Annotated in this window: 22 protein-coding genes and 1 tRNA gene; 11 read left to right on the top strand and 12 right to left on the bottom strand. The window is 56.2% G+C overall.

Features of this window, described 5'->3' with window-relative positions; all coding sequences use genetic code 11:
• Positions 1-201: 201 nt before the first annotated feature.
• On the bottom strand, positions 202-978 hold the full coding sequence (gene fabI / locus H6F46_RS11060) for an enoyl-ACP reductase FabI (protein WP_190355293.1): 777 nt from the start codon (positions 976-978) through the stop codon (positions 202-204).
• 474 nt (positions 979-1,452) lie between these two features.
• Here fabI and ntcA point away from each other — a divergent pair, with 474 nt between their 5' ends.
• Both ntcA and H6F46_RS11050 read left to right on the top strand, forming a co-directional pair.
• Positions 1,453-2,124, top strand: coding sequence for a global nitrogen regulator NtcA (gene ntcA, locus H6F46_RS11055; protein WP_099533558.1), 672 nt, complete (start codon positions 1,453-1,455; stop codon positions 2,122-2,124).
• An 86-nt stretch (positions 2,125-2,210) separates the two neighbouring features.
• The gene (locus H6F46_RS11050; protein ID WP_190355195.1) at positions 2,211-3,668 is read left to right on the top strand and encodes a DUF3084 domain-containing protein; all 1,458 of its coding nucleotides are present in this window, start codon (positions 2,211-2,213) and stop codon (positions 3,666-3,668) included.
• A gap of 102 nt (positions 3,669-3,770) precedes the next feature.
• Here the strand turns inward: H6F46_RS11050 and xseB are convergent, their stop codons facing one another.
• Positions 3,771-4,016, bottom strand: a complete 246-nt coding sequence (xseB, locus tag H6F46_RS11045; protein ID WP_190355294.1) for an exodeoxyribonuclease VII small subunit — start codon at positions 4,014-4,016, stop codon at positions 3,771-3,773.
• A gap of 219 nt (positions 4,017-4,235) precedes the next feature.
• Here xseB and glp point away from each other — a divergent pair, with 219 nt between their 5' ends.
• Positions 4,236-5,456, top strand: a complete 1,221-nt coding sequence (gene glp / locus H6F46_RS11040) for a gephyrin-like molybdotransferase Glp (protein WP_190355295.1) — start codon at positions 4,236-4,238, stop codon at positions 5,454-5,456.
• A 112-nt stretch (positions 5,457-5,568) separates the two neighbouring features.
• On the opposite strand, the gene H6F46_RS19710 is transcribed toward glp, so the two are convergent.
• Positions 5,569-7,695: a D-Ala-D-Ala carboxypeptidase family metallohydrolase gene (locus H6F46_RS19710; protein ID WP_190355196.1), complete on the bottom strand. Its 2,127-nt coding sequence runs from the start codon at positions 7,693-7,695 to the stop codon at positions 5,569-5,571.
• A gap of 179 nt (positions 7,696-7,874) precedes the next feature.
• Here H6F46_RS19710 and H6F46_RS11030 point away from each other — a divergent pair, with 179 nt between their 5' ends.
• Positions 7,875-8,684, top strand: a complete 810-nt coding sequence (locus H6F46_RS11030; protein ID WP_190355197.1) for an HAD family hydrolase — start codon at positions 7,875-7,877, stop codon at positions 8,682-8,684.
• Between the two features lie 23 nt (positions 8,685-8,707).
• Here H6F46_RS11030 and H6F46_RS11025 read toward each other — a convergent pair whose 3' ends face one another.
• From H6F46_RS11025 to H6F46_RS11015, 3 genes are all read right to left on the bottom strand, one after another.
• Positions 8,708-9,151, bottom strand: coding sequence for a DUF5615 family PIN-like protein (locus H6F46_RS11025; protein WP_190355198.1), 444 nt, complete (start codon positions 9,149-9,151; stop codon positions 8,708-8,710).
• Positions 9,148-9,849 carry a DUF433 domain-containing protein gene (locus H6F46_RS11020; protein WP_190355199.1) on the bottom strand — a complete coding sequence of 234 codons (702 nt, stop codon included), beginning with the start codon at positions 9,847-9,849 and terminating at the stop codon, positions 9,148-9,150. The genes H6F46_RS11025 and H6F46_RS11020 overlap by 4 nt, the downstream gene beginning before the upstream one ends.
• Positions 9,850-10,036: 187 nt before the next feature.
• Positions 10,037-10,108 (bottom strand) — tRNA-Gly (locus tag H6F46_RS11015).
• Positions 10,109-10,282: 174 nt separating this feature from the next.
• Between H6F46_RS11015 and trpD the strand changes: the two genes are divergently transcribed.
• From trpD to H6F46_RS11000, 3 genes are all read left to right on the top strand, one after another.
• Positions 10,283-11,347, top strand: coding sequence for an anthranilate phosphoribosyltransferase (gene trpD / locus H6F46_RS11010; RefSeq protein ID WP_190355200.1), 1,065 nt, complete (start codon positions 10,283-10,285; stop codon positions 11,345-11,347).
• A 662-nt stretch (positions 11,348-12,009) separates the two neighbouring features.
• The gene (locus H6F46_RS11005; protein ID WP_190355201.1) at positions 12,010-13,932 is read left to right on the top strand and encodes a glycoside hydrolase family 9 protein; all 1,923 of its coding nucleotides are present in this window, start codon (positions 12,010-12,012) and stop codon (positions 13,930-13,932) included.
• Positions 13,933-14,015: 83 nt separating this feature from the next.
• Complete coding sequence (locus H6F46_RS11000; protein ID WP_190355202.1) at positions 14,016-15,308, top strand: polysaccharide biosynthesis C-terminal domain-containing protein; 1,293 nt, start codon at positions 14,016-14,018, stop codon at positions 15,306-15,308.
• Positions 15,309-15,434: 126 nt separating this feature from the next.
• Here H6F46_RS11000 and H6F46_RS10995 read toward each other — a convergent pair whose 3' ends face one another.
• Positions 15,435-16,721, bottom strand: coding sequence for a pitrilysin family protein (locus H6F46_RS10995; protein WP_190355203.1), 1,287 nt, complete (start codon positions 16,719-16,721; stop codon positions 15,435-15,437).
• 424 nt (positions 16,722-17,145) lie between these two features.
• On the opposite strand from H6F46_RS10995, the gene H6F46_RS10990 reads away from it, so the two are divergent.
• Positions 17,146-18,828 (top strand): GTPase family protein, encoded by a 1,683-nt coding sequence (locus H6F46_RS10990; RefSeq protein WP_242027897.1) that lies wholly within the window; start codon positions 17,146-17,148, stop codon positions 18,826-18,828.
• 113 nt (positions 18,829-18,941) lie between these two features.
• On the top strand, positions 18,942-19,751 hold the full coding sequence (locus tag H6F46_RS10985; RefSeq protein WP_190355204.1) for a DUF362 domain-containing protein: 810 nt from the start codon (positions 18,942-18,944) through the stop codon (positions 19,749-19,751).
• On the opposite strand, the gene H6F46_RS10980 is transcribed toward H6F46_RS10985, so the two are convergent.
• Complete coding sequence (locus H6F46_RS10980; RefSeq protein WP_190355205.1) at positions 19,748-20,194, bottom strand: DUF6636 domain-containing protein; 447 nt, start codon at positions 20,192-20,194, stop codon at positions 19,748-19,750. The two genes, H6F46_RS10985 and H6F46_RS10980, sit on opposite strands and share 4 nt — an antisense overlap.
• A 175-nt stretch (positions 20,195-20,369) precedes the next feature.
• Here H6F46_RS10980 and H6F46_RS10975 point away from each other — a divergent pair, with 175 nt between their 5' ends.
• Together H6F46_RS10975 and H6F46_RS10970 are read left to right on the top strand one after the other, a co-directional pair.
• A complete protein-coding gene (locus H6F46_RS10975; RefSeq protein WP_190355206.1) occupies positions 20,370-20,756 on the top strand; it encodes a hypothetical protein in 387 nt (128 codons plus the stop codon).
• Positions 20,757-20,845: 89 nt separating this feature from the next.
• Positions 20,846-21,139 carry a DUF3288 family protein gene (locus H6F46_RS10970; protein ID WP_099534356.1) on the top strand — a complete coding sequence of 98 codons (294 nt, stop codon included), beginning with the start codon at positions 20,846-20,848 and terminating at the stop codon, positions 21,137-21,139.
• Between the two features lie 348 nt (positions 21,140-21,487).
• Here the strand turns inward: H6F46_RS10970 and H6F46_RS10965 are convergent, their stop codons facing one another.
• The 4 genes from H6F46_RS10965 to H6F46_RS10950 form a co-directional block, all read right to left on the bottom strand.
• A complete protein-coding gene (locus H6F46_RS10965; RefSeq protein WP_190355207.1) occupies positions 21,488-22,192 on the bottom strand; it encodes a phycobilisome rod-core linker polypeptide in 705 nt (234 codons plus the stop codon).
• A gap of 680 nt (positions 22,193-22,872) precedes the next feature.
• Entirely contained in the window at positions 22,873-23,733 is an 861-nt protein-coding gene (locus tag H6F46_RS10960; protein ID WP_190355208.1) for a DUF6671 family protein, read from the bottom strand.
• Between the two features lie 30 nt (positions 23,734-23,763).
• Positions 23,764-24,879, bottom strand: coding sequence for a calcium/proton exchanger (cax, locus tag H6F46_RS10955; protein ID WP_190355209.1), 1,116 nt, complete (start codon positions 24,877-24,879; stop codon positions 23,764-23,766).
• Between the two features lie 49 nt (positions 24,880-24,928).
• On the bottom strand, positions 24,929-26,554 hold the full coding sequence (locus H6F46_RS10950; protein ID WP_206753586.1) for an Ig-like domain-containing protein: 1,626 nt from the start codon (positions 26,552-26,554) through the stop codon (positions 24,929-24,931).
• Positions 26,555-26,578: the final 24 nt, after the last annotated feature.

The following is a 26,578-nucleotide window of genomic DNA, read 5'->3' as shown; positions in this document are numbered from 1 at the left end:
GCTCGGTGATTGGCTCGGCAATTGGCTCGGTGGTTTGCATGATTTGAGGAACGATCGGAGGGCAAACGGCAACAGGGGCGATCGGGCAAAGGGGGGGCAGACAAGGGCGATCGCCCGTCTAGCCCCCATGGGTTATGGGTTACGAATCCCAGGATGAATCTCAGGCTGTGGAGAATGGGGGCCAGCAGCTACATTCCACAGCTACATTCCAACGATGTTGTAGCCCGCGTCCACGTAAATCACCTGGCCCGTAATCCCGCTAGACAAATCGCTGCACAAAAAGGCCGCCGTATTGCCCACTTCCACTTGGGTGACTGTGCGGCGCAGAGGGGCCGTTTCTTCCACGTGGTGAATCATGTCCAAAATGCCGCCCACCGCCGAAGAAGCCAGCGTCCGAATGGGGCCCGCCGAAATGGCATTCACCCGAATTCCCTTTTCACCCAATTCCGTGGACAAGTAGCGCACGCTGGCTTCCAAGGCCGCCTTGGCCACGCCCATCACGTTGTAGTTCGGCACGGCCCGCACGCTGCCCAGGTAGCTGAGGGTGATGATGCTGCCGTTGTCGTTCAGCAGGGGCTTGGCTGCTGCTGCCAACTTGGTCAGGGAATAGGCGCTGATGTCTAAAGCGCGGGCAAAGCCTTCGCGGGACGTGTTGCTGAAATCTCCGGTCAGTTCTTCCTTGCCAGCAAAGGCCAGGCAGTGGATCAAGATGTCAAAGTTGCTCCACTTGCTCTGGATGGTGGTGAAGGTTTCGGCCACCTGGGCATCGTCCTGCACATTGCAGGGCACCAGGAAGGTGGGGTTGAGGGGTTCAATCAACTCGGCCACTTTCTTTTCGGCCTTGCCCTTGTCATCGGGGAGATAGGTGGCGGCAATTTCGGCCCCGGCCGCGTGGAGCTGTTGGGCAATGCCCCAGGCGATCGAGCGGTTGTTGGCAATCCCCGTAACGAGGGCTTTTTTTCCAGAGAGGTTGAGCAGCATAGGTGTTCTAAATTTCAGCAACAGAATCTCAAATCACAAAATCCCAACACCAACTCAAGATCCCAACACCAACTCAAAATCCCAATCACCGAGTCCCGAGGGCGTTTCCCTTGGCGATCGGGTCAGCGATCGGGCGCGCGGGGCTTGATGGGGCAGTGGTGGGTTGCAAAGTTGCCATTCAATGGGGATTGGCAGCCCGTTGTTGACTCAAACCGTATCAGAGGCTACAACGAGCGAATTACAATGTTCGAGATTGTAGTGCTGCGAAGGTGACCTGAATCAGTTTAGACCGGTCAGGGGCTTCTGAAAGACCTTCGCGGGTTTTGAGTTTTGGGCTTGGCGATCGCGAACCTAATCGATTGAGATCGGGTTTTGTATCCACCTCTCAAAAAATCAAATCCGAAAAAAATGCGCGAATCGATCGCGCTTGGTATAACGTTTCTCAGTAGTTCGGCAGTTCGGCGCAGCGAGATGCCCTTATCAGTAGACAAGCCTTTAGCCGTTGTTTTCCGCCAACTGAGCGGAGATTCTTTCTCACCGCCCACTGAGCGGTTTGATCGGGGCAAAACGATTTTTTTCCCGGGTGATCCGGCTGAACGGGTTTACTTTTTGGTGAAAGGGGCCGTGAAACTCTCCCGTGTCTACGAGGCCGGCGAGGAAATTACTGTGGCCCTGCTGCGCGAAAACACGGTTTTTGGGGTGTTGTCGCTCCTGACGGGCAATCGATCAGATCGCTTCTATCACGCCGTGGCCTTCACGCCCGTGGAGTTGCTGTCGGTGCCGATCGATCGGGTGGAAAAGGCCCTCAAGGATGATCCCGACTTGGCCATGGTGATGCTCCAGGGATTATCATCGCGAATTTTGCAAACGGAGATGATGATCGAAACCCTGGCCCACCGCGACATGGGATCTCGGTTGGTGAGCTTTTTGCTGATTCTGTGCCGGGATTTTGGGGTTCCCAGCTCCGATGGGATCACGATCGATCTGAAGCTCTCTCACCAAGCCATTGCCGAGGCGATCGGGTCCACGCGGGTCACGGTGACTCGGCTACTTGGGGATTTGCGCGATCGCAAGGCCATCTCAATCCACAAAAAGAAAATTACGGTACACAACCCCGTGAGCCTGGGGAACCAGTTTACCTAACCATCCAACGTCCTCGCCCAAACTATCATTGCAAAGGCCTAGATTGTTGGGCAAAGGCCGCTTAAGGAGCGATCGCACAGAGGGCGATGACGATCGGGTATGTACTAATTTTGCTAGCCACCTTGGTGTTAGGTGGGGCGATTGCCACCATGGGCGATCGGCTCGGCACCCGCGTGGGCAAAGCTCGCCTCAGCCTGTTCAACCTGCGACCGCGCCAAACGGCCACCCTCGTCACGATCGTGACCGGCAGCCTGATTTCCGCCTCCACCTTGGGCCTGTTGTTCTTGGCGGGCATTTTTGAACTTGAGGAAATTCAAACGCGCCTGGGGCGGGCCCGGCGGGAACTGGATCAAGCCCGCGTCCAACAGGATCAGGCCCGCGCTGAACTGAGCCAAATCAACCGATCGCTGCAAGCCTCCCTGGCCAGGCAAGCCCAAACCCAAAATCGCCTCAATGTGGCCCAAAAGCGTCTGCTCCAGGCCGATAAACAATTCCGACTTGCCAAGGCCCAACTCACCCAGGTTTCCCGCCGGGCACGGCAACTGCTGAGCGACATCAAAACCCTCCAGGGCGAGCGGCTCAGCCTGCAAAGCGACCTGCAACGCCTTGGGGGAGAAAATCGCCAACTTCAGGGGGATCGATCGCGCCTTTTGGATGAGCGATCAGCCCTCGATCGCCAGAATCAAACCCTAATTGCCCAAAACCGCGATCGCACCGTCCAAATCCGCGATCGGGAACAGCGGCTCAAGGACGTGGAATCCCGACTGCAAGATGCCAACCAGCGGTTTCAGTCGGCCCAATCGGAGCTGCAATCCTTAGAAGTTTCCGTTCGGCGGCTGGAGCGAGAATCCCAGACCCTGCGGGAAGGAAACGTGGCCCTGCGGCGGGGCGAAGTGTTGGCGGCCGGCATTTTGCGAATTCCCTCGCCCGAAATGACCCAAGCGGCGATCGAGCGGTTGTTAGTGGCCGCCAACCGCGCCGCCCTCGAACGAACCCAGCCGGGCATCGGAGCCAATCAACAGGCCATTTCTCTCTCGCGGGGAGAGGTGGAGCAGGTGATCTCTCAAGTGCGCGATGGTCGCGAATATTACGTGAAAGTAATTTCCACCGCCAACTATCTGACCGGCGAAGAACCGCCCATCCGCGTCGTTTTGGATGTGGCGCTGAATCAAATTCTCTTTACCCGTCGCGAAACCCTGGCGATGTCTTCCCTGGATCCTGCCAACCTGTCGCAACCGGAACTGCGCGATCGCCTGGAACTCGCCTTGGGCCAAGCCCTGTTTCGGGCCCAGCGAGCGGGAGTCGCCGCCGATGGCTTCCGGGTGGAAAATGTGCCGGGCTTGATCCAATTTGTGCGCTGGCTGGAGTCTCAAACCCAACCCGTCGAGGTGCGGGTGATTGCAGCCCGCGACATTTACACCGCCGGCCCCCTATCCCTGTCCTTTGTGGCGGTTCGCAATGGCCAGGTGCTCTACGAAATTGAACCACCCCCAAACACCCCGATTGAATCCCGTCGATCGACTCGCCCCAGGCGCATCGGGTAAGGAAATCTTGCGCGTTGGCCGGCCCGCGTCAATGGGGCGCGATCGGGTAGGGGCGTAACGGCGTAACAACGACGAGCGATTTGGCGATCGAGACCATCTAGCCTATTCCAGATCGAGATGATCCAATGTTTCGATCGCTAGGCTCACTTGGGCCTGTCGATCGCGCAGGAACCGATCGCACTGTTGCAGGCGATCGACCGCAGTGGTGAATTGATCAAAAGCTTGATCCAAATCCAAGTCGCCCGTTTCCAGTTGCCGCACGATCGTTTCCACCTCGGCCATGGCCGTTTCGTAATGCCAATCGGGGGCGGTTTCAGGAGGGCTGGGTTGGGCTTTAGCGCGGGGCATGATCAAAAAGCAATAGCGAGCAGGTAACAGATCACAATCATAGACAAGGGGTTGAAACCCCTTGACCCCAACGATATCGCATTCTGCTGAGGCGGTCAGGGTGGAGGCGGGCGGGTGGCGATCGCGCCTTGCGGGAATTCTTGCGGGAATTCTTGCGGGAATTGTAGTCACGGGCCGGGAGTTTTAAACTGACGATCGCTCCCTATGCCCAACTCACCAATGATTTCCGCCCAAGAAGCCGAAGCGATCGCCCTACGGATCACGCCACCGCTCACTGACACTGAATCGATCGCCAGCGTGGCGGCCCTGGGTCGGGTGTTGGCGGAACCGGTGCGATCGTGCTTGGACTTTCCCCACTGGGACAACTCCGCCATGGACGGCTACGCGGTGCGCCAAGCTGACCTAGCCCAAGGGCCAACGGAATTGCAGGTGATTGAAACGATTCCGGCTGGGGTGGCTCCGCAACAAACCTTGGGCCCCGGCCAGGCAGCGCGAATTTTCACCGGGGCAATGATGCCGCCGGGGGCCAATGCGATCGCCATTCAAGAGGACACGGAACCGGCTGGGCCCGATCGGGTGAAAGTGTTGAGCCAGCCGGCCGTTGGGGAATTTGTGCGGGCAAAAGGGATGTTTTGCCGATCGGGCGATCAGATTTTGCCTGCGGGGTTAGCGATCGGGCCCGCTGAATTGGCGGTGTTGGCGGCGGCTCAGTGCGATCGGGTCGCGGTGGTGCGACGGCCGCGGGTGGCGGTGTTTTCCACGGGTGATGAACTGGGCACGATCGACCAACCCCTACAACCGGGGCAAATTGTCGATTCCAATCAATACGCCCTGATCGCCTTTTTGCAACAAATGGGCGTGGAACCGATCACCCTTGGGGTGGTACGGGACGATCGCGCCGCTTTGAAAGCCGCCGTTGAGCAGGCGATCGACCAAGCGGATCTGGTGCTGTCCACGGGGGGCGTGTCCGTGGGGGATTATGACTATGTGGATGCGGTTTTGGCAGAGTTGGGCGGCGAAATACACGTCAAATCCGTGGCCGTGCGGCCCGGGAAGCCGCTGACCCTGGCCACCTTTGGCCCCAAGGTCTATGTGGGCTTGCCGGGAAATCCCGTTTCGGCCCTGGTGGGTTGTTGGCGATTTGTGGCTCCCATGCTGCGGAAGCTATCGGGGCGATCGGGCCCCCACGGGGTGCAGTGGCTGACGGCGCGATCGGCTCAGGATCTGCAAGGGGCCGGGCGGCGAGAAACTTACCTTTGGGGGTCGTTGCAGATCATCGAAGGGCAACTGGTCTTTAGCCAGGCTAAAGGCAGCCACAGTTCTGGCAACCTGATCAACCTAGCAGGAACCACCGCCCTGGCCAAAGTTCCCCAAGGAACCAGCGAAATCTCCGCCCACAGCGAAATTCAAGTGCTGCTGCTTGGCGGAGCCGTTGGGTGATCCCTTGACTGAACCCGATGGGCCTCCCCTGCCATCCCCATTGGTTGGATCACTCGTTAAAACGTTGGATCACTCGTTAAAACGTTGGATCACTCGTTAAAACGTTGGATCACTAATTGGTGTAATTCCACCGGGCCCGATATCCCCGATTATCCAAATGGGTAAAGGAGGAGCCATAGCCCAAACCACCGGGCCACCAAGGATCCAAAATCCGTTGGGCCGCACGCGGCGACAACCCCGCCACCACAAAGTCCACACCATAGCCGCGAATGTGGGTTGAGTTGCGGGCCCCGCCCACGGCCCGGTTCACGGCCGGGGGCCGATACCAGCTCGTGATGGTGATGGTGCGATTGCCCAGCCGAGCCCGCACCTCTTGCATTCGTCGGGCCATGGCAATGATGTTTTGGGTGATGGTGGAATTTTCGGGAATCCGCGTGCCATCTTTGGTGGCTTCACCCCAACTAAAGTTACCGCGAGGAATAATCGGGTCACGAGTCCAGACCGTACCCAGACCGGGCACTTGAATCCGCCGTCCCCGATCGGGCACAGGAGCAGGGGTAGGAACCGGGGTTGGCGTGGGCGCAGGCACAGGAGCAGGCACAGGAGCAGGCTGAGGATCCCGAGGCGAGGGATAGTCATCCACATTCAGCAAGGTGATGTGGCCTTCAAAAATGAACCATTCAAGCCGGTTATTGATGGGTTTCACCAGCCGAATCCGCAGGTGATCACCCACATCCTCGTAGCTGCGAATTTGGAATTCTCCGGGGGACAGGGCCACCTTTTCTGCATTTCCCAAGCTGCTGGACTGCAAGGGGCGGGTTTTGAGGAAGGTACTGGTTTTCACCAACATGGTGGCCGGTTCCAAAAAGTCTGCATGGCCCCGGTAAACAAACCATTCCCGTCGATCGCGGATTGGCTCCACGGTCAGGATTCGATAGTGGGTTCCTTGCTCGATCGAGTCAATCAGCGACAGTTCCCCGGCGGGCATGGCGGCCACTTCGTTTCGCGGCAGGGCGCTAGCCTGAACCGGTTGACTTTTGAGGACGGTGTTCTGTTTTAGGATCATCACCTGCCATTGCATGGTGCGCAGATCCGTTTCCAGGGAGCCGATCGCGGCCTGCTGGGTTTCTAAACCGCGCCACAGTTGCACCAACCGAGTCAAAGCGCCCTGTTGATTTGGGGTTGCTCGGTAGGCGGCTGGCAACCGCCGCAGAAAAGAAAGCAATTCCCGATCGAGCTGGGCGGCGGCGGTGCTAGCTTCGGGGGCCGCCGGATTCGCAAACACAATCGGATTCACCCCCAAGCTGGTGAGGGCCGCGTTGCGATTGTCCAAATCTCGCCACATGCGGACGGTTTCGGTGGCCGCATTGCGCTGAGTGCCGCTGCCCGCATAGAACTCCGGAACCCGCAGCACAAAGGCCAGCAGGGCCGGATCGTAATTACGGGGCAACAGGCTTAAGTTGCTGTCGCTGAGTGAGGCGATCGCCGATTGGCGTGAATCCAGTTGCCGCCAAATTTGCACCAACCGCAACAGGGCCTCTCGCTGGTGCGGAAAGCCGGAATAGTTGGGCGACAAACGCTGGATGAAGGTGACCAAGGCCGTGTCCAGGGCCGCATCGGTGTAGTTCAAGGCGGGCAACCCCAAGGAAACCAAGGTGTCTTCCCGGGTGGCCAGGCCGCGCCAAATGCGGGTCGCTTCAATCAGGGCTTCCCGTTGATGCACGTAGCCTTGATAGAACTGGGGCAGACGCTCGATCGTGTCGAGCAGGGCCCGATCGATGGTGAAGGTGCTGCCGGTGAGGGCGGTGTTGGCGGGAGCAATCTGGGTCGATCGCTCCAAGGTGCAAAATTGGCGATAGGCGGCCGTCAGCCGATCGAGCGAGCAACCAGCCAGAATTGGCCCGCCAATGGTTTTGTCTTCAAACCCCCGAGCCAACACAGCCAACACTTCAGGGCTATATTGTCCAGCGTTCACCTGCCAAATTCGATCGGCCTTCCAACCGGATTGGATCAAAGAATCCGTTAACCGTCGCACCAACAGGGCCGCTTCCATCACCTGATCCGGCAGGCTGTCCACCTGTTCTTGATCCGCACTGGTTAAGCCCAACCCCCTTTCCCCTTCTGGGGTTGGCTGATCATGGGCTTCCTGGAGCGCGGGCAAAATGGGCATATGAATTCCCGCTCGCTGGGCAGCCAGGTGAAACAGATGCGCGTCCCGATCAAGTGCGGTGGTAGCCATGGGTCCAGCCAATCCGTTAAATACGTTTAAATACGTTTGCAGGGTTTAGACGGTCTGAGGGAGCGTTGAAGGCCGAATCAGAATTTGTTCAGACAATTCAGACCATGGGGCGATCGCGCCACTTGCGGCCAAAACATTCCCCACTGTACATTGCGATATTTGCAAACGGGTCGATCGCTATGCCCCTGTCTCCTCAGTCCTCGCTGGCGGCGATGGCCGCTGCCCTTGCTCCCGGCCTTCGGGCGATCGCCACCGATATGGACGGCACCTTGACCCGATCGGGTCGATTTTCCAGTCACCTGTTTCTAGCCTTGGAGCGCTTGCAACAGGCCGGAATTCCCGTCCTGATCGTCACCGGGCGATCGGCCGGTTGGGTTAGCGCCCTGGTGGAATACCTGCCGATCGCAGGGGCGATCGCGGAAAACGGCGGTCTGCTCTATCGGCGCGATCGACCCGAGGGACAATGGCTAGTGGACGTAACCGACCCGATCGCCCATCGCGATGCCTTGGCCGATGTCTTTGGCATCCTCCAAACGGAATTTCATCATCATTTTCCCCACCTGCGCCCGGCCCCCGATAACCGCTTTCGAATCACCGATTGGACTTTTGATCTGGCAGATTTGCCGGGCATCGATCGCCAAACCCTATCGGCCATGGGGGAATCGCTGGCGGCCTTGGGCTGGGGATTTACCTACAGTGCCGTGCAAGCCCACATCAAGCTCCCAGAACAAAACAAGGCTGCGGGACTCCAACGGGCGATCGAACTGTTGTGGCCCGGTTGTTCCCTCGATCAAGTCCTGACGATCGGGGACAGCCCCAATGATGAAAGCCTATTTGACCCGACCCTTTTTCCCCGCTCCGTCGGCGTGGCCAACGTGCGTTCCTACCTCAGCGAGCTGCTCCATCAACCGGCGCACATCACTCCCAGCGCTGAGGGAGAAGGTTTCTGCGAACTAGTGGCCGCCATTCTCGCTCATTGGGCCGACTGAGCCTCTATGTTCAAAGAATTTTCTCAAAGATCCAGCAATTCTCTCCCCTTCAATAGCTTGAGCAACTGGGTACGATTTTTCCAACGTTCAACTCTGCCATCTCTGTAAATTTTGGCAATGAAGGGTGCTTGGTTGCCCTGGCTGAACCGTTCCAATTTGGGTAACACCTCAACAAATAAGGCAGCCATTTGCTGACGGTTCAAGTTGCCTGACACCAAAATGAAAACCCTTGCTTCAGCACGGGCGATCGCCCCCAGTTCCAGCTTATTGGTTCCAATCGCCTCATCTTTAGTCAGCACGACCCAACCCCGATCGCCCACCACCGTCAACCACTCTGGGTCAGGGGTATTTTGGGCAAAAAAATTGCCATGATGCTCAACTTGAGCACCCACTTCCCTGAGGGCCTTGGCCACCGACTTTCCGAGGCACCAATCAATGAAGAAAATAGGGTGATCGGCTGGAGTCACGCGGCACGGTTTTGAGCTTCAAACTGAATGGCAGCCTTAATTTGTGCAGGAGAGCAATCAAACTCATCTGCTACATCGTCGATCGAGTCACCCGCATCAATCAGGCTAACAATGGCAGCGGTAGGCACTCCCTGACCTGCAATGACCGGCTTACCAAACCGAATGGATGGGTCGAGGAAAATAATTTTGTCAGTGCCTGGCTCAGGAACCCACTCAATGATGGGAAAAAATCGGTTAGCGATTCCCTCTGCGTTCCACTCAATGCGGGTCAGCAGGTGTTTCAAGGTTTCGCGCATGGCAAGCTGGCCTGATCGGGAAACATTAACCAGCCGATCCACTTGATCCACAAACAAATCAACCCCATCGGTTTGAAACCGTCTCATCACCAATGGGTGAGCCGTGTCAAACTGCTGGCTCATGTAATCTAGGGCATTGCGAACTTTATCAAGCTTGACCTGATGGGTTTCACGAATAATTCGCAAAACATGAGCCTCTACCAGGTTTGTGAACGAGAGCTGGGGCAGCGCTAAATCGGGCCGCTGAATCAGTGGCTCAAACGCTTGCTGACCAATCTGGGTGGCATAGGAACGCCCCTTAAGCCAAGAGCGCAGAGTCACAACTGGGATGCGCAAATACCGCGCAGCATCCGTCACCGAATACGCTGGGGTGTTATAGATATCGTCATCCCACTTCACCATGTGTTGCCCAAAACAGTTTTGCTGACCAAGCGTTATCGGATTTTTGCTGAAGACTGAGGCAGCACCTAACCAGGGCTAATTAATCACAATGATGCCATTGCAGTGATCAGGAAACTCGATCAAGCAATCTGAGCGATTTGTCTAAGGGATTTGTTGGTTACCTGAAATCGCAGTGTTGCAGAAACTAAGCGGGTGATGGGACTCGAACCCACGACATTCAGCTTGGGAAGCTGACGTTCTACCACTGAACTACACCCGCGCGGTTGTTACTTTACCCCAATTGCTTGCCTTTGAGCTACTGAATCAACCTCTAGCCAGCCCTCAAGCAAGGGGGATTGGTGGGCTGATTCTCGGCTTGGGGGCCCGGAATTTTGAGCGCGGATAGTATTCTAGCACTGGACTTTCTCGCGCGATCGCCCCTGGAGCTTCGGTTATGACTGCCGCCGCCACGACCTTTGATGGGCCCACCCTGTTGAAGCAACTGCTCGATCGAGCCTCCCTGTCCCAAGCTCAGGCCGCCCAACTGATGCAAGCTTGGTTGGATGATGGGCTGGCTCCGGCCCTGTCGGGCGCAATTTTGGCTGCTCTCCAGGCCAAGGGGGTAACGGCTGATGAGCTGGCTGGGATGGCCCAGGTTTTGCTGAGCCAATCGGTGAGCGTGACGGGCGATCCGCTGCCCAGCCCCTCGATCGACACTTGCGGCACGGGTGGCGACGGGGCTTCCACCTTCAACATTTCCACGGCCGTCGCCTTTGTGGCCGCCGCCGCTGGGGTCACGGTGGTGAAGCATGGGAACCGGGCCGCTTCCAGCAAGTCGGGATCCGCCGATGTGCTGGAGGCGCTGGGAATTCGCCTCGGTGCAGATCCTGCCCAAATCCAAGCGGCGGCGCATCAGGTGGGGATCACGTTTCTGTTTGCGCCCGGTTGGCATCCAGCCATGAAAGCCGTCGCGCCCATTCGCCAAGCCCTGAAGGTGCGCACCGTGTTTAACCTGTTGGGGCCCCTGGTGAATCCCCTGCGGCCCACGGGCCAGGTGATCGGTACTTTCAAAAGCGATTTGATTGAGGTGATGGCCGGGGCCCTGAATCGGCTGGGCACTCAGCGGGCGATCGTCCTCCATGGGCGCGAAGGTTTGGATGAAGGGGGGTTGGCGGATGTGACCGATCTGGCTGTGTTGGCCGATGGGGCGATCGCCCGCTTTGAGTTGGATCCGGTGGCGGCCGGCTGTGCGGCCGCGCCCACGGCTGCCTTGGTGGGTGGTGATCCCAACGAAAATGCCGAAATTTTGCGCCAAGTGCTTCAGGGTCAAGGCTCGATCGCCCAGCGGGATGCCGTGGCCCTGAATGCATCCCTGGCCCTCCAAGTTGCCGGGGCGATCGCTGAGCCGATCGGGTCGCCGGAAGCCTGTGCTGTTGGTGTGGCTCGGGCCAAGGAAATCCTGGCGAGCGGGGCCGCCTGGGAAAAGCTGGTGGCCCTACGAGAATTCCTAAAGGCCTAAAGCTGCCGAGGATCAGGGGGTGATCGGGCGGGATTAGGGCTGATTTTTGGCGGTTCTTTCTCCTTCCCGATCGCAACCCGTTGGCATAATTGCGAGATTTCCAGCAAGTTTGTGCCAAAAAACAATGCCAATCTGGAAATTTAATTTGTGAAGATTCGGTTAATGACTGCTTTCAAAAAAAGATTAATCTAAAGACTATCTCCCTTCAGGGCCCAGACGCTTTTTCCATTAGTATGATAGAAAGGCTAGGCTAATTCAGATAGCATCGCGCTCAACTCAACTTAAAATTCAAAAGAATTCAAAATTTGGGAATTGACAAGCACCACAGCCTCAACCCATTTGACCAATTGAGAGTAACCATTCATGGGTTCAACCATGATCAGCCTTACAATCAATTCAATTCCTGTTTTTTTTTGTTTAATTTGATACACACTGAAAGCATAATAAATCATTCTTTTTCAGAATTATTTAATTTGAATATTTTTAATTATTGGTCGATCTTGAATCATTCTAGTCATTTTCTCGAATAGTTGATCTGATTTTTCTTGAAACCATGGCTGGAAACTATGATCCGAGATAACTACCTAGAGTTCTGATTTCAGTTGTCCTGCCTAGTAATGAAATTTGGCTAATAGCACCTGTCCCAAGGAGAAAGGTTTGTGATGCAACGTTGGAAGTGGGTTTGGCTGAGTGGAGCGTTGCTAGCGGGGCTAGGGATCATGGATTTCGGGTCTCAATCCTTGGCGAATCAATCGCTGTTCCAATACACCATGCAGGCTTGGGCATCACTGCCATTCAACGGGGGAACGGGGGGGGGTAGTGAACCCATTCCCCGAATTTTGGTGGATCAGTTTGGCTATCGACCTCAGGATCCCAAAGTGGCGGTGATTGCTTCTCCGCAGCGGGGTGAAAATGCCAACCGAGCCTTCACGCCGGGATCGGTTTATGAAGTTCGAAATACCTCGACTAATGCGGTGGTTTTTTCGGGTGCTCTTACCCCTTGGAATGGGGGCCAAATCCACGGTCAATCGGGCGATCGGGCCTGGCATTTTGATTTTTCGACCGTGAAACAATCGGGAACCTATGTGGTGGTCGATCGGGAACGGGGCGAGCAATCATTTCCCTTTCAAATTCAGGCCAATGTTTACCAAAAAAACCTGGTAACCGCCACACGTGTGTTTTATTACCAGCGGGCCGGTTTCAACAAAACGGGTTCTGTGGCTGGGAAGTGGCAAGATGGGGCGGCTTTTTTGGGCCCCAATCAGGATTCTCAAGCTCGATCGGTCAGTGCCAAGGATGATCCCGCCACGGCCCGCGATTTGCGAGGGGGATGGTTTGATGCAGGTGATACGAACAAATACAGCACCTTTGCGGGCCCCGTGGTGAATCAACTGCTGACGGCCTACGAAGAAAACCCCCGAGCCTTCACCGATCGGTTCAACATTCCCGAATCGGGCAACGGCATCCCCGACCTCATCGATGAGATTAAGTGGGAAGTGGATTGGCTGAAGCGAATGCAAGAAGCCGATGGCGGCGTGTTGATCAAGGTGGGCGTGCTAGATCACAATGCGGCCGATCGCCCCAGCCAAGATCGTCGCCCCCGATATTACGGGCCCAAATGCTCTTCCTCCACGATCGCCACGGCGGCCGCCTTTGCCCATGCGGCCCGAGTCTATCGGCAGTTTCCCGCCCTGCAAGGGGAGTCCCGAGATTTGGAACAGCGGGCCATTCGGGCTTGGAACTGGTTTCAGCAAAATCCCCTCAAGACCGATTGCGACACCCAGGAAATTAAAGCCGGGGATGCCGATCGCCCCGTGACCGAGCAACAGGGCAATGCTGCCGCCGCCGCTGTTCACCTGTTTGCCCTCACCGGCAACCCCGACTACAGCACCCAACTTGCAAAATATCTCACCGCTTCCCAGCCTTGGAACGACAACGTTTGGGGTCGGTATCGGGCCCACGAAGGCGATGCGCTGCTGCTCTATACCCGCTTGCCCAACGCAGATGCCGCCTTGGTCAAGCAAATTCGCGATCGATTCGTGAATATGGTGCGCACCCAAACCCAGGCCTACGGCTTGCGCATGGATCTGGATCCCTATCGGGTGTCACTGCCCGATGAGCAATATCACTGGGGCAGCAACCAAGTTCAGGCCAACTATGGCAACAGCAACCGAGATGCAATTCGCTATGGCGCAGTGCCCGATCGCAACACCAGCCTACAAGCCCGGGCCATGGCCCACCTGCACTACCTCCATGGCGTGAATCCCTTGGGGTTTGTTTACCTAACCAACATGGGCAGTCTGGGAGCCGAGCGATCGGTCACCAGCATGTATCACGAATGGTTGGGGCGTGGTGAGTATGAGCGCGTTGTCCCCGGAAAACCGGGCCCGGCTCCCGGATATTTGGTGGGCGGGCCCAACCGCGACTACACCGGCAACCAAGAATCCGTCAAACAACAGCCCATCCAAAAGCGCTATCTCGACTCACCCACCGGCTGGCCGGTGAATAGTTGGGAACTCACGGAGCCAGCCATTTACTATCAAGCGGCCTACGTTCGTTTGCTGGCCAGTATTACCAGTCCGTAATCTTTTCCAGAGGTTTTGTGTAGCGACGGTGTTAGTTTGGGTGCAATTTTCCACTCCTTTCCACTCTTCACTCACTAGCTCCTATGCCCAACCTTCAAGGAGTCCTGCAACGTCTGCGCACCACTCTGGGGAAATCCTCGGTGCAAGACAATCTCTGGATGATTGCCGCCAGGGTGATTAGCGTGGCGATCCAGGCGCTGTACTTCATTTTTGTGGCGCGGTTTTTAGGATCCAAAGAGTATGGCGAACTGATCGGGGTGTTGTCCTTGGTGGCCATGCTTTCGCCTTTCATTGGGGTTGGTTATGCCCACTTGTTGATGCGGACGGTTTCGCGCGATCGCAGCAGTTTCCGCACCGAGTGGGGGAAGTCCCTATTCGTTTGGGGCTGGTCTTCCCTGCTGGGCATTGGGTTGGTGATGTTGCTGGCGAGTCGAATTTGGGGCAGCCAAGTTTCCCCCTGGTTGGTGCTGTGGATGGCCCTGGGGGACTATTGGGGCGTTTGTCTGCTGGAATTTAGCAGTTCGGCGTTTTTATCGGTGGGGGTGGCGGCTCGCCCAGCCCAGCTCAAGGTGCTTTTCAGTGCCGTGAAGTTTTTGGCAGTGGGGGCCCTGTGGCTGGTTCCCGACTGGCGATCGGCAGAAACCTGGTCGATTTTTTACTGCATTGCGTCAGTGTTGCCGGCCCTTGTGGCCTTTGTGTTGGCTAGTCGGCAGGCGGGCTGGCCCCTGTGGCCCAAGCCCAATTGCGAGTGGGAACTGGGTCAAGGGTTTTACTTTTCGATTGCCGGTTCCGCTGAAACGATTAATGCCAATGCGGATAAAACCCTGCTCTCTAGCTTGGTGAATGAAGAGGCTGCCGGGATCTATGGGGCGGGCTATCGGTTTGTGGATGTGGGCTACCAGCCGATCTTGGCCATTGGCGCGGCGAATTATGCTCGCTTTTTCCAGGCGGGTACTAATGGCATTGACGGCAGTATTCAGTTTGCCAAGCGCCTGTTTCCGCTGATCGCGGGCTACGGGGTACTGGGGGGATTGGGGATGTTTTTCTTTGCCCCGGTGGTGGAGTGGATTTTGGGGTCGGAATATCGCGAGGCGATCGGGGTGTTGCGTTGGTTCGCCCCCGTGCATTTGATCTTGGGAATGCAGTATTTAGCGGCCGATTGCCTCACCTCTTCGGGCCACCAGGGGCAACGGAGCTTAATTCAAGTCACCGCTGCCATTTTGAATGTGGTGCTGAACCTAATCTTGATTCCGTCCTATTCCTGGACGGGGGCCATTTGGGCAACGCTGGCTTCGGAAACGTTCAAGATGGTGGGGCTGTGGGGAGCGGCGGCCTTTTTCTGGCGGCGCGAGTTGGCCATGAAGACCAAGGGTTAATCAACGGGTTAATCGACAGTTAGGAGTTGGTTGCTGTGCAAGCCGATTGATTTTCGGACTTGCCAAGCATTCATCGTGGTGGGCGCAAGGGACTGAAACCCATTGTCTTGGTCGATCGATCCCACTCTAGGACGGAACCAAGGTAACCATGGCATAGCGATCGGGGGAAAGATATTTTTGCGCCACCCGTTGCACGTCTTCGGGGCCCACGGCCTGGATCCGATCGGGATAAACCGTTGCTTCGGGCAGTTGATCCAACAGGCCGTAGTAGCCATAGAGACTGGCGAGTTGGTTGGGGGTTTCCGTGGCGAAAATATAGTCGCTGCACAGAAGACGCTGGGCCCGCTTCAGCTCGATCGGGTTAATGGGGTGATCGCGCAGCAGGGCCAGATGATCACAAATGCAGGCCTCCACCACGCCCACATCCCGCACATCTAGCCAAGCGCCGATCGTGAGTAAGCTGGCATCCCGTTGGGCACTGGCTTCGCAGTCGATCGCCAAAACCCATTGCCGGTCTTCGCGCAAATCGCTGACCAAGCGCGAGGTGCGCCCAATGCCGAGAACGGTGGCCAGCACTTCCAAAGCATAGGTGTCGCCAATGTCTTGCAAGCTGGGCCCCGTCCAGGCCATCATCACCCGAGCTTGTTCAAGATAGGGCCGGTGCAGTTCTTGGCGATGGACGGCGGCAATCGGCGGAGTTTGCCCGATCGGCTGGGGAGGACAGGCTTGGGGCTGACCAAAGGCCGCAAAGGCCGATTCCATCAAGTGACGGGCGCGATCGGGCGGCAACCCTCCCACCAGGGCCACCACCAGATTTTCCGGTTGGTAGTGACAGGCATGGAACCGCCGCATCTCAGCGGGCGATCGCTTCATTAAGGATTCTTCGCTGCCCAAGACCGATCGCCCATAGGCATGGTCGGGATAGACCCGCGACAGCAGCATCTGAAATCCCACCCAATCGGGGCTGTCATAGGCCTGGCGGATTTCTTCGAGCACCACCGATCGCTCCAGCTCAAATTCCTGGTCGGGAATCGTCGCATTCAGCAACAACTCCGCCAAGTGGGGCAGGGTGGCTTCCGCATGTTCCACCGCCGTGGTCACAAAATAATGGGCATAATCGTGACTGGTGGCGGCGTTGGTGGCTCCGCCGCGACTCTCGATCGCCCGGTCAAATTCCCCGGGGCCCAACCGGTCAGTACCCTTAAAAATCATGTGTTCTAGGAAGTGCGCCATCCCATCCCAGGCGATCGGTTCAGCCACAGCCCCCGCCTTCACCCACACATCCATGGTCACCACCGGGCTAACGGGCACATAGTGATAAACCACCCGCAAACCATTGGCCAATTGCCACAGTTCCGGCTGTTGACGGTTGGGGCGAGGAACTTGCTCAGTTCTCCAAGGACTCTGTACCATCCGATCGCCACTCCTAAAACACAACTGGGATCCGCCATCGTAGCCAGCACCTTTTATCAGGAACCGATCGATTCGCTACAAAATCCCAGTTCTCTAGTTTGGCAGGCGATCGCTGTCCCAGACCAGGGCTGAATGCTCACCTGTCATCACCCGTAACCAATGCCATTGAATGATAGGAGCGGTGTAGGAATTGCAGACAATCTTCAGGCGCTAGACCTGTTCTAACCGATTGCAGCCGCGATTTTGAGAGATTGAATCATTGGTTTAAAGTTATGCTTTGGATTGTTGAGATTTGAGTGAATTTATTAAATTCCAAGCGAAAATTCCCAGTCAAACTTTAAGGAAATTCAAATTCCACTCGATCCTCGTCCAAGACCTGTTCAAGACCCGTTTCAGACAGCAACCACCGCTAACTATTGCTGATATGCCGGATTTTGATTCCCCCGCTCCTGAACCAACAGAAATCAAAGCCTCAGGGGCCGATCGCCCGGCTGATGGGCCCTCGTCGGGGGCGATCGAGCCGCCGGAAGTCATGCCACCGGACATGATTCCAGAAGGCGCAACGGGCCAGGATGCGGAGCCGTCTTCAGCGTCGATCGGGGAGTCGCCCCGCGAGCCGCAGCGCCCGCGGTTGTGGACCAATGCTTGGCAATCGGCAAAGGATCGGCTGACGGGCTTGAATTTGCCGAATTTACCCAGTTTGCCCAACCTGCCCAACTTGCCGACGGAATTACCCAATTTGCCTCGTAATTGGTCGGTTAATTTGCCGAATTTACCTAATCTGCCGAACTTGCCAAATTTGCCAAAAAATTTGCCGAATCTACCAAAGAATTTGTCGGATCTATCTGCCGCCCTAGGTCATCTCAAGCCCGGCGAAACCCTGGCCCAGGGGGTGCAATCCCTGACCCAATGGTTTAGCGTCAGTGACGATCGGGTGGCGGCGGTGTTGGCGGAAGTGCGGGCCCAACTGCCCACCACAGAAGTAACCCTGTTGGGAAAACCCCAGGCGGGCAAAAGCTCGATCGTCCGAGGGCTAACGGGAGTTTCGGTGGAAATTGTGGGCCAAGGCTTTCGGCCCCACACGCAACACACGGCACGCTATGCCTATCCCTCCGATGAGTTGCCGCTGCTGATTTTTACGGACACGGTGGGTTTAGGGGATGCGGAACGGGACAGCCAGGCGATCGCCCAAGCCCTGCTGACGGATTTTGACGAGGATCCCGATCGGGCCAGGATTTTGATCCTCACGGTGAAGATCAATGACTTTGCCACCGAAACCCTGCGGCAAGTGGTCGCCACCCTGCGCCAACGCTATCCCGCCGTGCCTTGCTTGTTGGCGGTCACCTGTTTGCATGAGGTTTATCCGGCAACGGTTGAAGATCACCCGGCAGATCCTCTGGGCTTGGAGGCGGTGGGCCGGCCCTTTGCGGCATTGCAGGAAGCCTTTGCGGGCCTGTTCGATCGCGCTGTGCTATTGGATTTCACCCGCGAGGAGGATGACTATCACCCCACTTTTTATGGTTTGGAAGCCTTGCGCGATGCCCTGGCGGATTTGCTGCCGGAAGCCGAAGCCCGCACCATCCATCAATTGTTGGATTCGGTTTTGGACGGGGAGCCGGGCCGCCAAATCAGCAACCTCTATCGGGATGTGGGGCGGCGCTATGTGTTGGCCTTTGCGGCGGCCGCGGCGGCAGTTGAGGCCGTGCCCTTGCCCTTTGCATCGATGCCGGTGCTAACGGCGCTGCAAGTTTCCATGGTTGGCCTGTTGGGACAGCTCTATGGCCAAAAACTCACTCGATCGCAAGTGGGCGGTATCATCAGCACGATCGCGGGCGGATTTTTGGCCCAGGCGATCGGGCGGGAGTTGGTGAAATTTGTCCCCGGTTTTGGCAGTGCGATCGCCGCTTCCTGGGCGGCGGCCTATACCCTGGCCTTGGGAGAGGGAGCCTGTGTCTATTTCGGAGACTTAATGGGCGGCCGCAAACCGGATCCCGATCGAATCCAGGCCGCCATGAAAGCCACGTTCGATCGGGCCTTCGATCGCTCCCGCCTTGACCCGCCCGATCCGGAACCCACCGACGCACCCAACCCACCACCAGCCCCCTAGGGTCGATCGCCCTTTGCTGGTTAATTGCGAGTTTATGATTCTTGCGGATTGTCCGGGCCGGCAAGCCACCTAGCCCAACGATTCCATCACGATCGCTTCGTCACCCTTTCTCCATGACTGCCACCTTTTCCCCCGCCATCCCGCCCACGGCCGTTGTGGCCAGCGAGGCTTGGAGCTATCAACCCCCTGCCGAGGCGATCGGGGCAGAGCGAATTTTGGTGAAACCCAATTTGGGCTATCCCGTGGGGCCACCGGTCACCGTGGGCGATCGAGTCTTGGCCACTGTTTTGCAAACCTTGCGATCGGTTGCTCCCCAAGCGGAAATCTTGATTGTGGAAGGTGTATGCTCGCCGGTTTCCCTCGCGGAAATTGCCCAGCGGCGCGGTCTGCATCGGTTATTGGATCAGGGCATGGCCCTGGTTGATGCGGACAGCCTGCCCTTGGCGGAATACGAGAATCAATCGCCCTTACCCGTGCGCTTTCGTTCCATGTGGGCCCCGGCCCTGTTGCGGGAGGTGGACTGTCGAATCTCGATCGGGGCCCTCAAACGCACCCATTTGAAAGAGGCTCCCCTCATTTCCGCCTCCCTTAAAAATCTCTACGGTCTCTTTCCGCGCGATCGCTACAAAGCACGCAGCCCCCACTCCCGTGGCCAGCTCCATCGCCCCTCTGTGCCGCAGGTTTTGCAGGATGTTTATTTCTGCATTGGCCATCTGTTTAACGGGGCGGTGGTAGATGGCACGGTCAAATATTTCAGCCCCGACTATCGACCCGATCGAGGGCAAACCCTACCGCTCGATCGGGTCTTTTTTGGCAGTGATTTAATTGCAGTCGATCGGCTCGCTTGCCAAACCGGCCAAGAACCGCTGCCCGATTACTTGGCCGCCATCGATCGGCTCAGAACCCAAAGGGATATCCCCTAGATTTTTCGCCAGCGTTCTCGACTCAAGAACATGCCCCGACCATTCCGAGCGCGACAGGTTAAGCCGGTGGTTTTGGCTTCGCAACGAAATCCATTTCGCTCCCAAACCTGGTTGTAATTCAATCGAGGATATGGGCCCGCGATCGTGTCTCCCACACAAAGCACCTCGGTCTGGCCGTTGGCATTCAGCAAGATTTCATGACCCCAATCCAAATTACAATCGGCGGGCTGCGGGGGCAGTGGCCGCAACCCCGACTGCACATGACAGCGCAAATAGCCCTGGCCGCCATCCATCCAAGAGCCACAGATAATGTTACCGCTGGGTAACACAAACCCTTGAATCCCGGAATCAGCCTGCATAGGATGAACCTGAACCGTGCCCCAACTGAGGCCAGCCACCGCCGCCGGAATTAACCATCGAGAAAGTCGCGAAAGAGAATCCATCAGTTTCTACAGTTCCTAATGCCTTTTGCCCTGTTCTCGTCGCGAGCCAAGTAACAGCCGTTGGGCCGTTTCGCCGCAACACAACCCGATGCTAGCCGATGGTGAACAATGAGGAAATGTATATCACGCTACAAACCGGGTATAATACCGAGCACCATGAGTGACCCCAAGCCCTATGTTTACTGATCTGCTGCCATTGTCTCTGCATGTGGATGCAGCCCTTTTGGCAAGTTCAGGCCTGTGGTCATTCGCTCTCTATTTGGCGTTGCCGGCCGTGAGCGATCGGCTGATGGATCTCTTGATTCGCTGGTTTGACTTTGCCGAGCGATCGCTCTATTTTTCCACGGAAGAATTTGAAAAAACTCGGACTGTTCGCGAATCCCAAAACGCTTTTTATGCCTCCATTTTCAGTGTCATTCCCTTTCTCGGGTTTGGCTTTTTGGTGCATTTGTTCTTGTCCCAGGCGATCGGGACAGTGGCCACACTGGGCCTATCAGGCTTAGCCAGCGCCACGGCCGGCGTTTGGGAAACGATGAAGCCGAAAAACAGCAACCAGAAGTAAGGTCAAAATAAGAGAGAAAATAGAGAGAAAACAGAGAGAAAGGTAATTTAAAAATAAATGAAAATAAAAACGTAAAAATAAAAACGTAATTGAACATGAAACAGCAAGATCAACAACACCCACAAGAAATGGTCGATCGCAACTTGGTGCAAGCCATTTTGACCAGCGATCCCACCGATTTTTATGTTTGTGAATTAGCCAGGTTAAGAATTCGCTATCGCAACTTTCCGGGAGCCAGACAAATTCAAGCCGACCTGGACAAAGCCCTCAGCCGCTGGGGTTTTGATGAGGAGTCACTCTATCAAAAAACTCGCGAATTGCACGCCCAAGGCAATATTTATCAGGTCAATAGCCGTCGTCGTGATGAAGAAGATTGGAGTTAAAACCTCATCAATGGGGCTGTCAATACCTATCAATACAAGGGTGTCTGAAAAGCCTAAATTGCTACCTTACGAGTCTGACCAAACAACAAAGACAAGGGGCTTAAGTCCCTTGCCCCAACGACGGTTCGTGCTTGATCCACGTTAAAAAATACCTTGTAGACATCCTCTAATTCAGTCTTGATCAGCAATTGCGATCTGAAAATCTAAAAAACTGCCTCGGGAGAGCACGGAAAACTCCCGAAGCAGCATCTGGGTCGTCTGGCTTTGCTCACAGAATCCTAGGCTGCATTGAGCCGAGCTGATCTGTAAGGGAAGGATTGATCTACATCCAAAAAAAAGGGAAACGGCTTAGGCCGCGCTGCTTCCGATCGTCACAGAGAACAGCAACAACGCCGCAATCAAGAGCGACATGCCCGCCAACAAACCGATCGCCGTGGGCCAATCGGCCTGGCGCATAAAGGTTTCCCAATTGAACAAACCAAACTGCACATCCATGGGTTTTGGCAAGCGATCGCGATACTCTTCGCCATAGCGAGCCGTGTGCGCAAAGGTCACTGCACCGCTCGATCGCTGAGGCAAAATCCGCCGCCGTTGATAGGGAACCGTGTCCCGTCCAAAGTGGGTTTGATATTCCTCGCTGTTGAGCAACGAGTCAATGAACCCATTCAAACCTTCGGTGGCCAAAACGATCGACCAAGACAGTTTTTCCCGATCGTTATAAACCTCGCGACCCAAAATTCGCTGCACACACATCTGCACAAAGCGATAATTATTATTGGTGTCGTAATTGCGCGTGCGAAACACTTCGGAAGTGGCCAGGCCGCGAATGAAGTCTTGCACCGAAATTTGACCACAGCGCAGTTGAGATTCCAGCGCCAAAAGACGGCTGCTGGCCGTTAGCTGTTGCTCATTAAAAATTTGCCGATAGGCCGCGCGAATCACCTCATCAATCTCATTGGTGATGAGACGCAAACCACCTTGATTTACAACTTCAAAACCATCCACTCGCTGGTTTTGAGAAGTCAGGGGGTAATCCAGAAGGGGAAGTGCCATAAACCAATCACTCTTTCAGTTTCAATTCCGGATTTATAGAAGCTCGGTGGCTCCTGGTTGGAAGCCAAAGCCGAAGCCAAAGCTGAAGCCAAATTTTTGGAATCTGCTCAGTTTTGCTGAAGAACTGCTCTGGAAATTGGAATCAAAAGATTGTTCAATCCAGAGCAGATTGGCACTAGCAGGGAAGGAGATTTTAAAGAAGGCAACCGAATAGATTAATCCATCAAATTGCCAACAATGTTGAACAACATTCTTCTGAGGTTTAAACCACAACCTGCTTCAGCATAGGTTAGGGCATGAGTAATTAAGCTTAGTCATTTGAGAAAAGTAGGATTCCGCAATTCTTCTCAACTCCAAAGGCGGTTTTTTGCAAGTATTTGTAAGCTTTTCTCAGAGATTGAAGATTCAACAAATTTGATCTTCTTTGGAAATTGCAAAATCTCAATCGGTTCGCGCTTAATTTGCGCTTGATCGCCAATGATTCTGTTCTCGATCGCCTGTTAATCCAAAATCTCTGAAAATGAGAGTATGTAAAAAAATGTAATCTCCATGAGGAGCGATCGAACCCATCCGGGGCCGGTTTGGGTGCAGTCCCCGATCGATTGCTGGAGCTTTTGATTTGGCTGTTGATTTTGGTTCCGAGCTTTGAGCCGGTTTTTGAGTCCCTGGTTTTTGAGGCCCTAAGGATTGCAGAAGGGGCAGTAGGTGGGATCCGCAGTGGTTTCGCCTTGGGGAAAGGGATCGTCCTGTTGGTGGCCGCAGCGATCGCAAATGGAGCGATGCAGGCGAATCAGCGGCGTGGGCAACCCACATTCACCACAGGGCAATCCCGGCAGCCGCTGCGTGACCCAAAACCCCGGCCAGTGACAAACAGGACAGGTCGATCGCGCCTTGGCCACCAGGTTTTCCGTGGCTTGGGCAATCACCTGCATTCGCATGGGGTTGTGCATGGCTCGCATATCCGTTTCCACCCACAGGGAACCATCGGCCGATCGGGTCAGGGCCTCGGTGACGGCCGCCGCCAGGGCCGAGCGATCGCGCAGGCCCTTCGTCACCCCCTGAAGGTTTTGGGGTTCGCCCCAACCCACCACCAGCCCGTGATCGGGAAAGCCGATGGTTTCAGCAAATTTTTCCACTTCCGCCCAACTGCGAACCCGTCCTTGGCGATAGTTGGTTTTTAGGGAAATGGCCTCACCGACTAACTCCAGCCCCAGGGATTGATCAATCAGCAGCACCAATTCCCGGTTAGCCGCCGCGAAGGGAACGCTGGGATGGGGGCCAAAGGAACCCTCACTGGCTAGGGCGATCGACCCACCAGTTAGCGCCAAGGCCGCCAGGGCCTTAGCCCGGGCCGTGGCAAGCTGATCGCCGGGTCGATCGACTTCTCGGGTAAAGGTGCCAAACCGATCCGTATCCAGTTCCGACGGCACGATCGAGCGCAGGCCCCAGGTTTGCTCCAAAATCGGCGCAATCACCTGTTCCTTGCCATGCATCGTGGCGATCGTGATGGTTTCCCCTTCCCAAGCGTCCGTCAGGTTCATTGTTCCCCAAAAACCGATGCCCTCAAGTTCCTAACTGGCAATTGTGGGGTGGAAGAAGAAGGCCAAACCCAGCACCAAATAGGCTGCCAACAACAGCAACCCCTCCAGCCAGTTGGATTCCCCGTCGGAGCTGATGGAGTTGGCGATCAACACCGAAACGGCCACGGCCACCAGCTCAAAGGGTTGGAAGTTCAAATCCATGGGTTGCCCAAAAAACCAACCGGCAATCACCAACACCGGAGCCACAAACAGGGCAATTTGCAAGCTGGAACCCATGGCCACCGAAACGGACAAGTCCATTTTGTTTTTCATGGCTACGGTAACGGCGGTGGCGTGCTCTGCCGCGTTGCCAATAATCGGCAACAAAATCACCCCGGTGAACAGTTCCGTCAGTCCCAATTGTTCGGTGGCAATTTCCAGGGAATGCACCAATAATTCCGACTCGATCGCCACAAAAATCGTGGCCGCCAACAACACCCCCACCCAGAGGGGCAGGTTTGGCCGGTGCGCTTCCCCTTCGCCGGCCGATTCGTCGCTGGCTTCCGGATCGGGCACGTCCCCTTCTGCCACGGCCACATCGTAGAGATAGCTGTGGGTTTTCATGGAAAACAGCAGGGTCATCACATAGACCAAAATCAAGACCACCGCCACCGCCGTCGAAAGCTTTTGCAAGACGCTCTCGGCAATGCCCACGGAGGTGAAGTTCACCGCTGTGGGTAGCAGCATGGCAATCACGGCCAGGTTCATGGACGAGGCATTCATGCGGGCAATGACGGGCTGGAAGGTTTGCTCCTTAAAGCGCAAGCCACCCAACAACATCGACAGCCCCATGACCAGCAACAGGTTACCGATGATTGAACCGGTCAAGCTGGCTTTCACAACGCCAACGTAGCCCTCTTTGAGCGCAACCAAGGCCACAATCAATTCGGTGGCGTTTCCAAAGGTGGCGTTCAGCAATCCCCCCAGGGAGGGGCCGACCAGCCCGGCGAGTTCTTCGGTGGCATGGCCCATCCAGGCGGCGAGGGGCACGATCGCCAAGCAAGCGGTGATGAACACCACCAGCGGACTCCAGTGCAACCATTCCGCCGCGATCGAGACGGGAATAAACCCCAAAAGGATGAGGAAGACGAGATCTTTTTTGCTCATTCTTTTTTGTGTTTGTTTGCTTTTTGCGTTTTCTGCTGGGGGACTTCAGTTAGGGGAGCCAGCGAGGACGGGCCCCAGGCAGTGGTAACGCCTGCGGGGTCAATTTGGCAAAGGTTCCATCGGGATTTTGGGCCACGGGCAGCAACCAAAGTTGGCTGTGCTCGATTTTATTGCCATCACTCGCTTCGGGTCGGCGGGCAGCTTCGGGGTCGGTGGTCGATCGATCCGCACGGTTGCTCCGTCCTGACTCCCGATCGCCCTGGGTGGTTTCTTCTTCGCCTGATTCGGCCTGATCAGCGCGATCGCCCTTGGCCTTTGCCTTGGTGTCGATTTGGTCAAACAACAGGGCTGCACCATCCGGCGATAGATCAAGGGCAATATCGAGCTGCTCCGGCAACAGCAACAGGGGCGACAGGGCCTTGGTTTTTAGGTCAAAGGCTCCGATATAGGGCTGTTCGCGGTAGTTTTCATCCTCAACCCGTTGGGTAACCAAGGCGTAGAGCACACGGTTATCGGGGGTGAATTCAGCACGCAAAATCGATCCCTGAATTCGGGCCAGTTCCGTTTCGCCGCTGGGGGTGACCACAAAGAGCGATCGGGTAAAGTCACCGTTGAATTTCACCAGGGCCGCCGCTGAACCGTCGCTGGCAAATCCCAACACGGTTCCAAACTTGGGCAAAAAGTCCAGGGGTTGAATTTCCCGCCGGTAGCGATCGTTGTTGCCCGGATCGACGTTGGGTAGGGGCAAAATGGCCACCCCTTGCCCCTGGGTAATGGCGATCGATTGGCTGTCGGGCGTAATCACAAACTCGCCGCCGCCCTGGCTCTCCAACTTTTGGGGCGTTTGCCGATCGCGCAGTAGCCACAGACTGACATTGCTGGCATTTTTGCGCTCCGCCCGTTGCACCAGGGCCGCCGAACCGTCGGGGGCCAAGTCAAATTTCAAGTTTTGATAATCCCGGTTATCCAAGACTGGCATCACCTCGCCAGCCGGTTCGGGCGCTTGGTTGGTGACGCTCAAGCCTGTGGTGACCGTATAAAACTGCTGTTCGAGCAGGCTGGGGCTGTCGGTTTTTTCCAGGGTGCTGGTTTCGGTGGCAGAAAACAGGATCCGATCGCGGTTGGGATAGGGCTTGAAGTCGTTCACCAACAGGTTCGGCGGGGTGAGGATGGTTTTCCGCTGCTGGGTCAGTTCATACAGGATCAGGCGGCCGGCTTCCTCGCCTTCGGTGCCAATGTAAGCAAAAACCCGATCGCGCGATCGAAATGCCGCTGAGAAGGATTCCGCCGGTTTGCTGTCTTCGCGGGTGTCGCGGGCCCCGGCTCCCAACTGGAGCTGAAAGCTAGTGCCATAGGGTGCTGGGCGATCGAGCGTGAAGGCCATGCGAGTTCCGGCCCAGCTAACTTTCCCTTCTAGAGGAGGATCCAGTTTTAAATTAGCCTCCACACTGTCTCGATTCATCGGCCGATTGAAGGCCAACACAAAGGCGCGATCGTCCGCCCCAATGGTGCGATCGGCCCATGAGAAATCGCGCACCCGCGCCGCCGATCGATCACCCAGCACCAACAAAGCCGCGATCGCCACCACCAAAGCCGCGATCACCAGCCAGGCGGCTCGGTCAATGGGTTGCCATTGGGGATTGCCCTTGGGGCTGTTTTGCCATCGATGTTGCACGGATCGCCACATACCCAATCAGAA

Origin of the sequence: Limnothrix sp. FACHB-1083 (genome assembly GCF_014696485.1) — a bacterium.
In the GTDB taxonomy this organism is placed as follows: Bacteria; Cyanobacteriota; Cyanobacteriia; order CACIAM-69d; family CACIAM-69d; genus CACIAM-69d.
This window is presented reverse-complemented; position numbering and strand designations above follow the sequence as displayed.

Excerpts from the sequence above, each read along its gene's own strand:
- ntcA (WP_099533558.1), top strand. The coding sequence starts at position 1,453 with ATGCCCTTATCAGTAGACAAGCCTTTAGCCGTTGTTTTCCGCCAACTG.
- H6F46_RS11050 (WP_190355195.1), top strand. The coding sequence starts at position 2,211 with ATGACGATCGGGTATGTACTAATTTTGCTAGCCACCTTGGTGTTAGGT.
- xseB (WP_190355294.1), bottom strand. The coding sequence starts at position 4,016 with ATGCCCCGCGCTAAAGCCCAACCCAGCCCTCCTGAAACCGCCCCCGAT.
- glp (WP_190355295.1), top strand. The coding sequence starts at position 4,236 with ATGATTTCCGCCCAAGAAGCCGAAGCGATCGCCCTACGGATCACGCCA.
- H6F46_RS19710 (WP_190355196.1), bottom strand. The coding sequence starts at position 7,695 with ATGGCTACCACCGCACTTGATCGGGACGCGCATCTGTTTCACCTGGCT.
- H6F46_RS11030 (WP_190355197.1), top strand. The coding sequence starts at position 7,875 with ATGCCCCTGTCTCCTCAGTCCTCGCTGGCGGCGATGGCCGCTGCCCTT.
- H6F46_RS11020 (WP_190355199.1), bottom strand. The coding sequence starts at position 9,849 with ATGGTGAAGTGGGATGACGATATCTATAACACCCCAGCGTATTCGGTG.
- trpD (WP_190355200.1), top strand. The coding sequence starts at position 10,283 with ATGACTGCCGCCGCCACGACCTTTGATGGGCCCACCCTGTTGAAGCAA.
- H6F46_RS11005 (WP_190355201.1), top strand. The coding sequence starts at position 12,010 with ATGCAACGTTGGAAGTGGGTTTGGCTGAGTGGAGCGTTGCTAGCGGGG.
- H6F46_RS11000 (WP_190355202.1), top strand. The coding sequence starts at position 14,016 with ATGCCCAACCTTCAAGGAGTCCTGCAACGTCTGCGCACCACTCTGGGG.
- H6F46_RS10995 (WP_190355203.1), bottom strand. The coding sequence starts at position 16,721 with ATGGTACAGAGTCCTTGGAGAACTGAGCAAGTTCCTCGCCCCAACCGT.
- H6F46_RS10990 (WP_242027897.1), top strand. The coding sequence starts at position 17,146 with ATGCCGGATTTTGATTCCCCCGCTCCTGAACCAACAGAAATCAAAGCC.
- H6F46_RS10985 (WP_190355204.1), top strand. The coding sequence starts at position 18,942 with ATGACTGCCACCTTTTCCCCCGCCATCCCGCCCACGGCCGTTGTGGCC.
- H6F46_RS10980 (WP_190355205.1), bottom strand. The coding sequence starts at position 20,194 with ATGGATTCTCTTTCGCGACTTTCTCGATGGTTAATTCCGGCGGCGGTG.
- H6F46_RS10975 (WP_190355206.1), top strand. The coding sequence starts at position 20,370 with ATGTTTACTGATCTGCTGCCATTGTCTCTGCATGTGGATGCAGCCCTT.
- H6F46_RS10965 (WP_190355207.1), bottom strand. The coding sequence starts at position 22,192 with ATGGCACTTCCCCTTCTGGATTACCCCCTGACTTCTCAAAACCAGCGA.
- H6F46_RS10960 (WP_190355208.1), bottom strand. The coding sequence starts at position 23,733 with ATGAACCTGACGGACGCTTGGGAAGGGGAAACCATCACGATCGCCACG.
- cax (WP_190355209.1), bottom strand. The coding sequence starts at position 24,879 with ATGAGCAAAAAAGATCTCGTCTTCCTCATCCTTTTGGGGTTTATTCCC.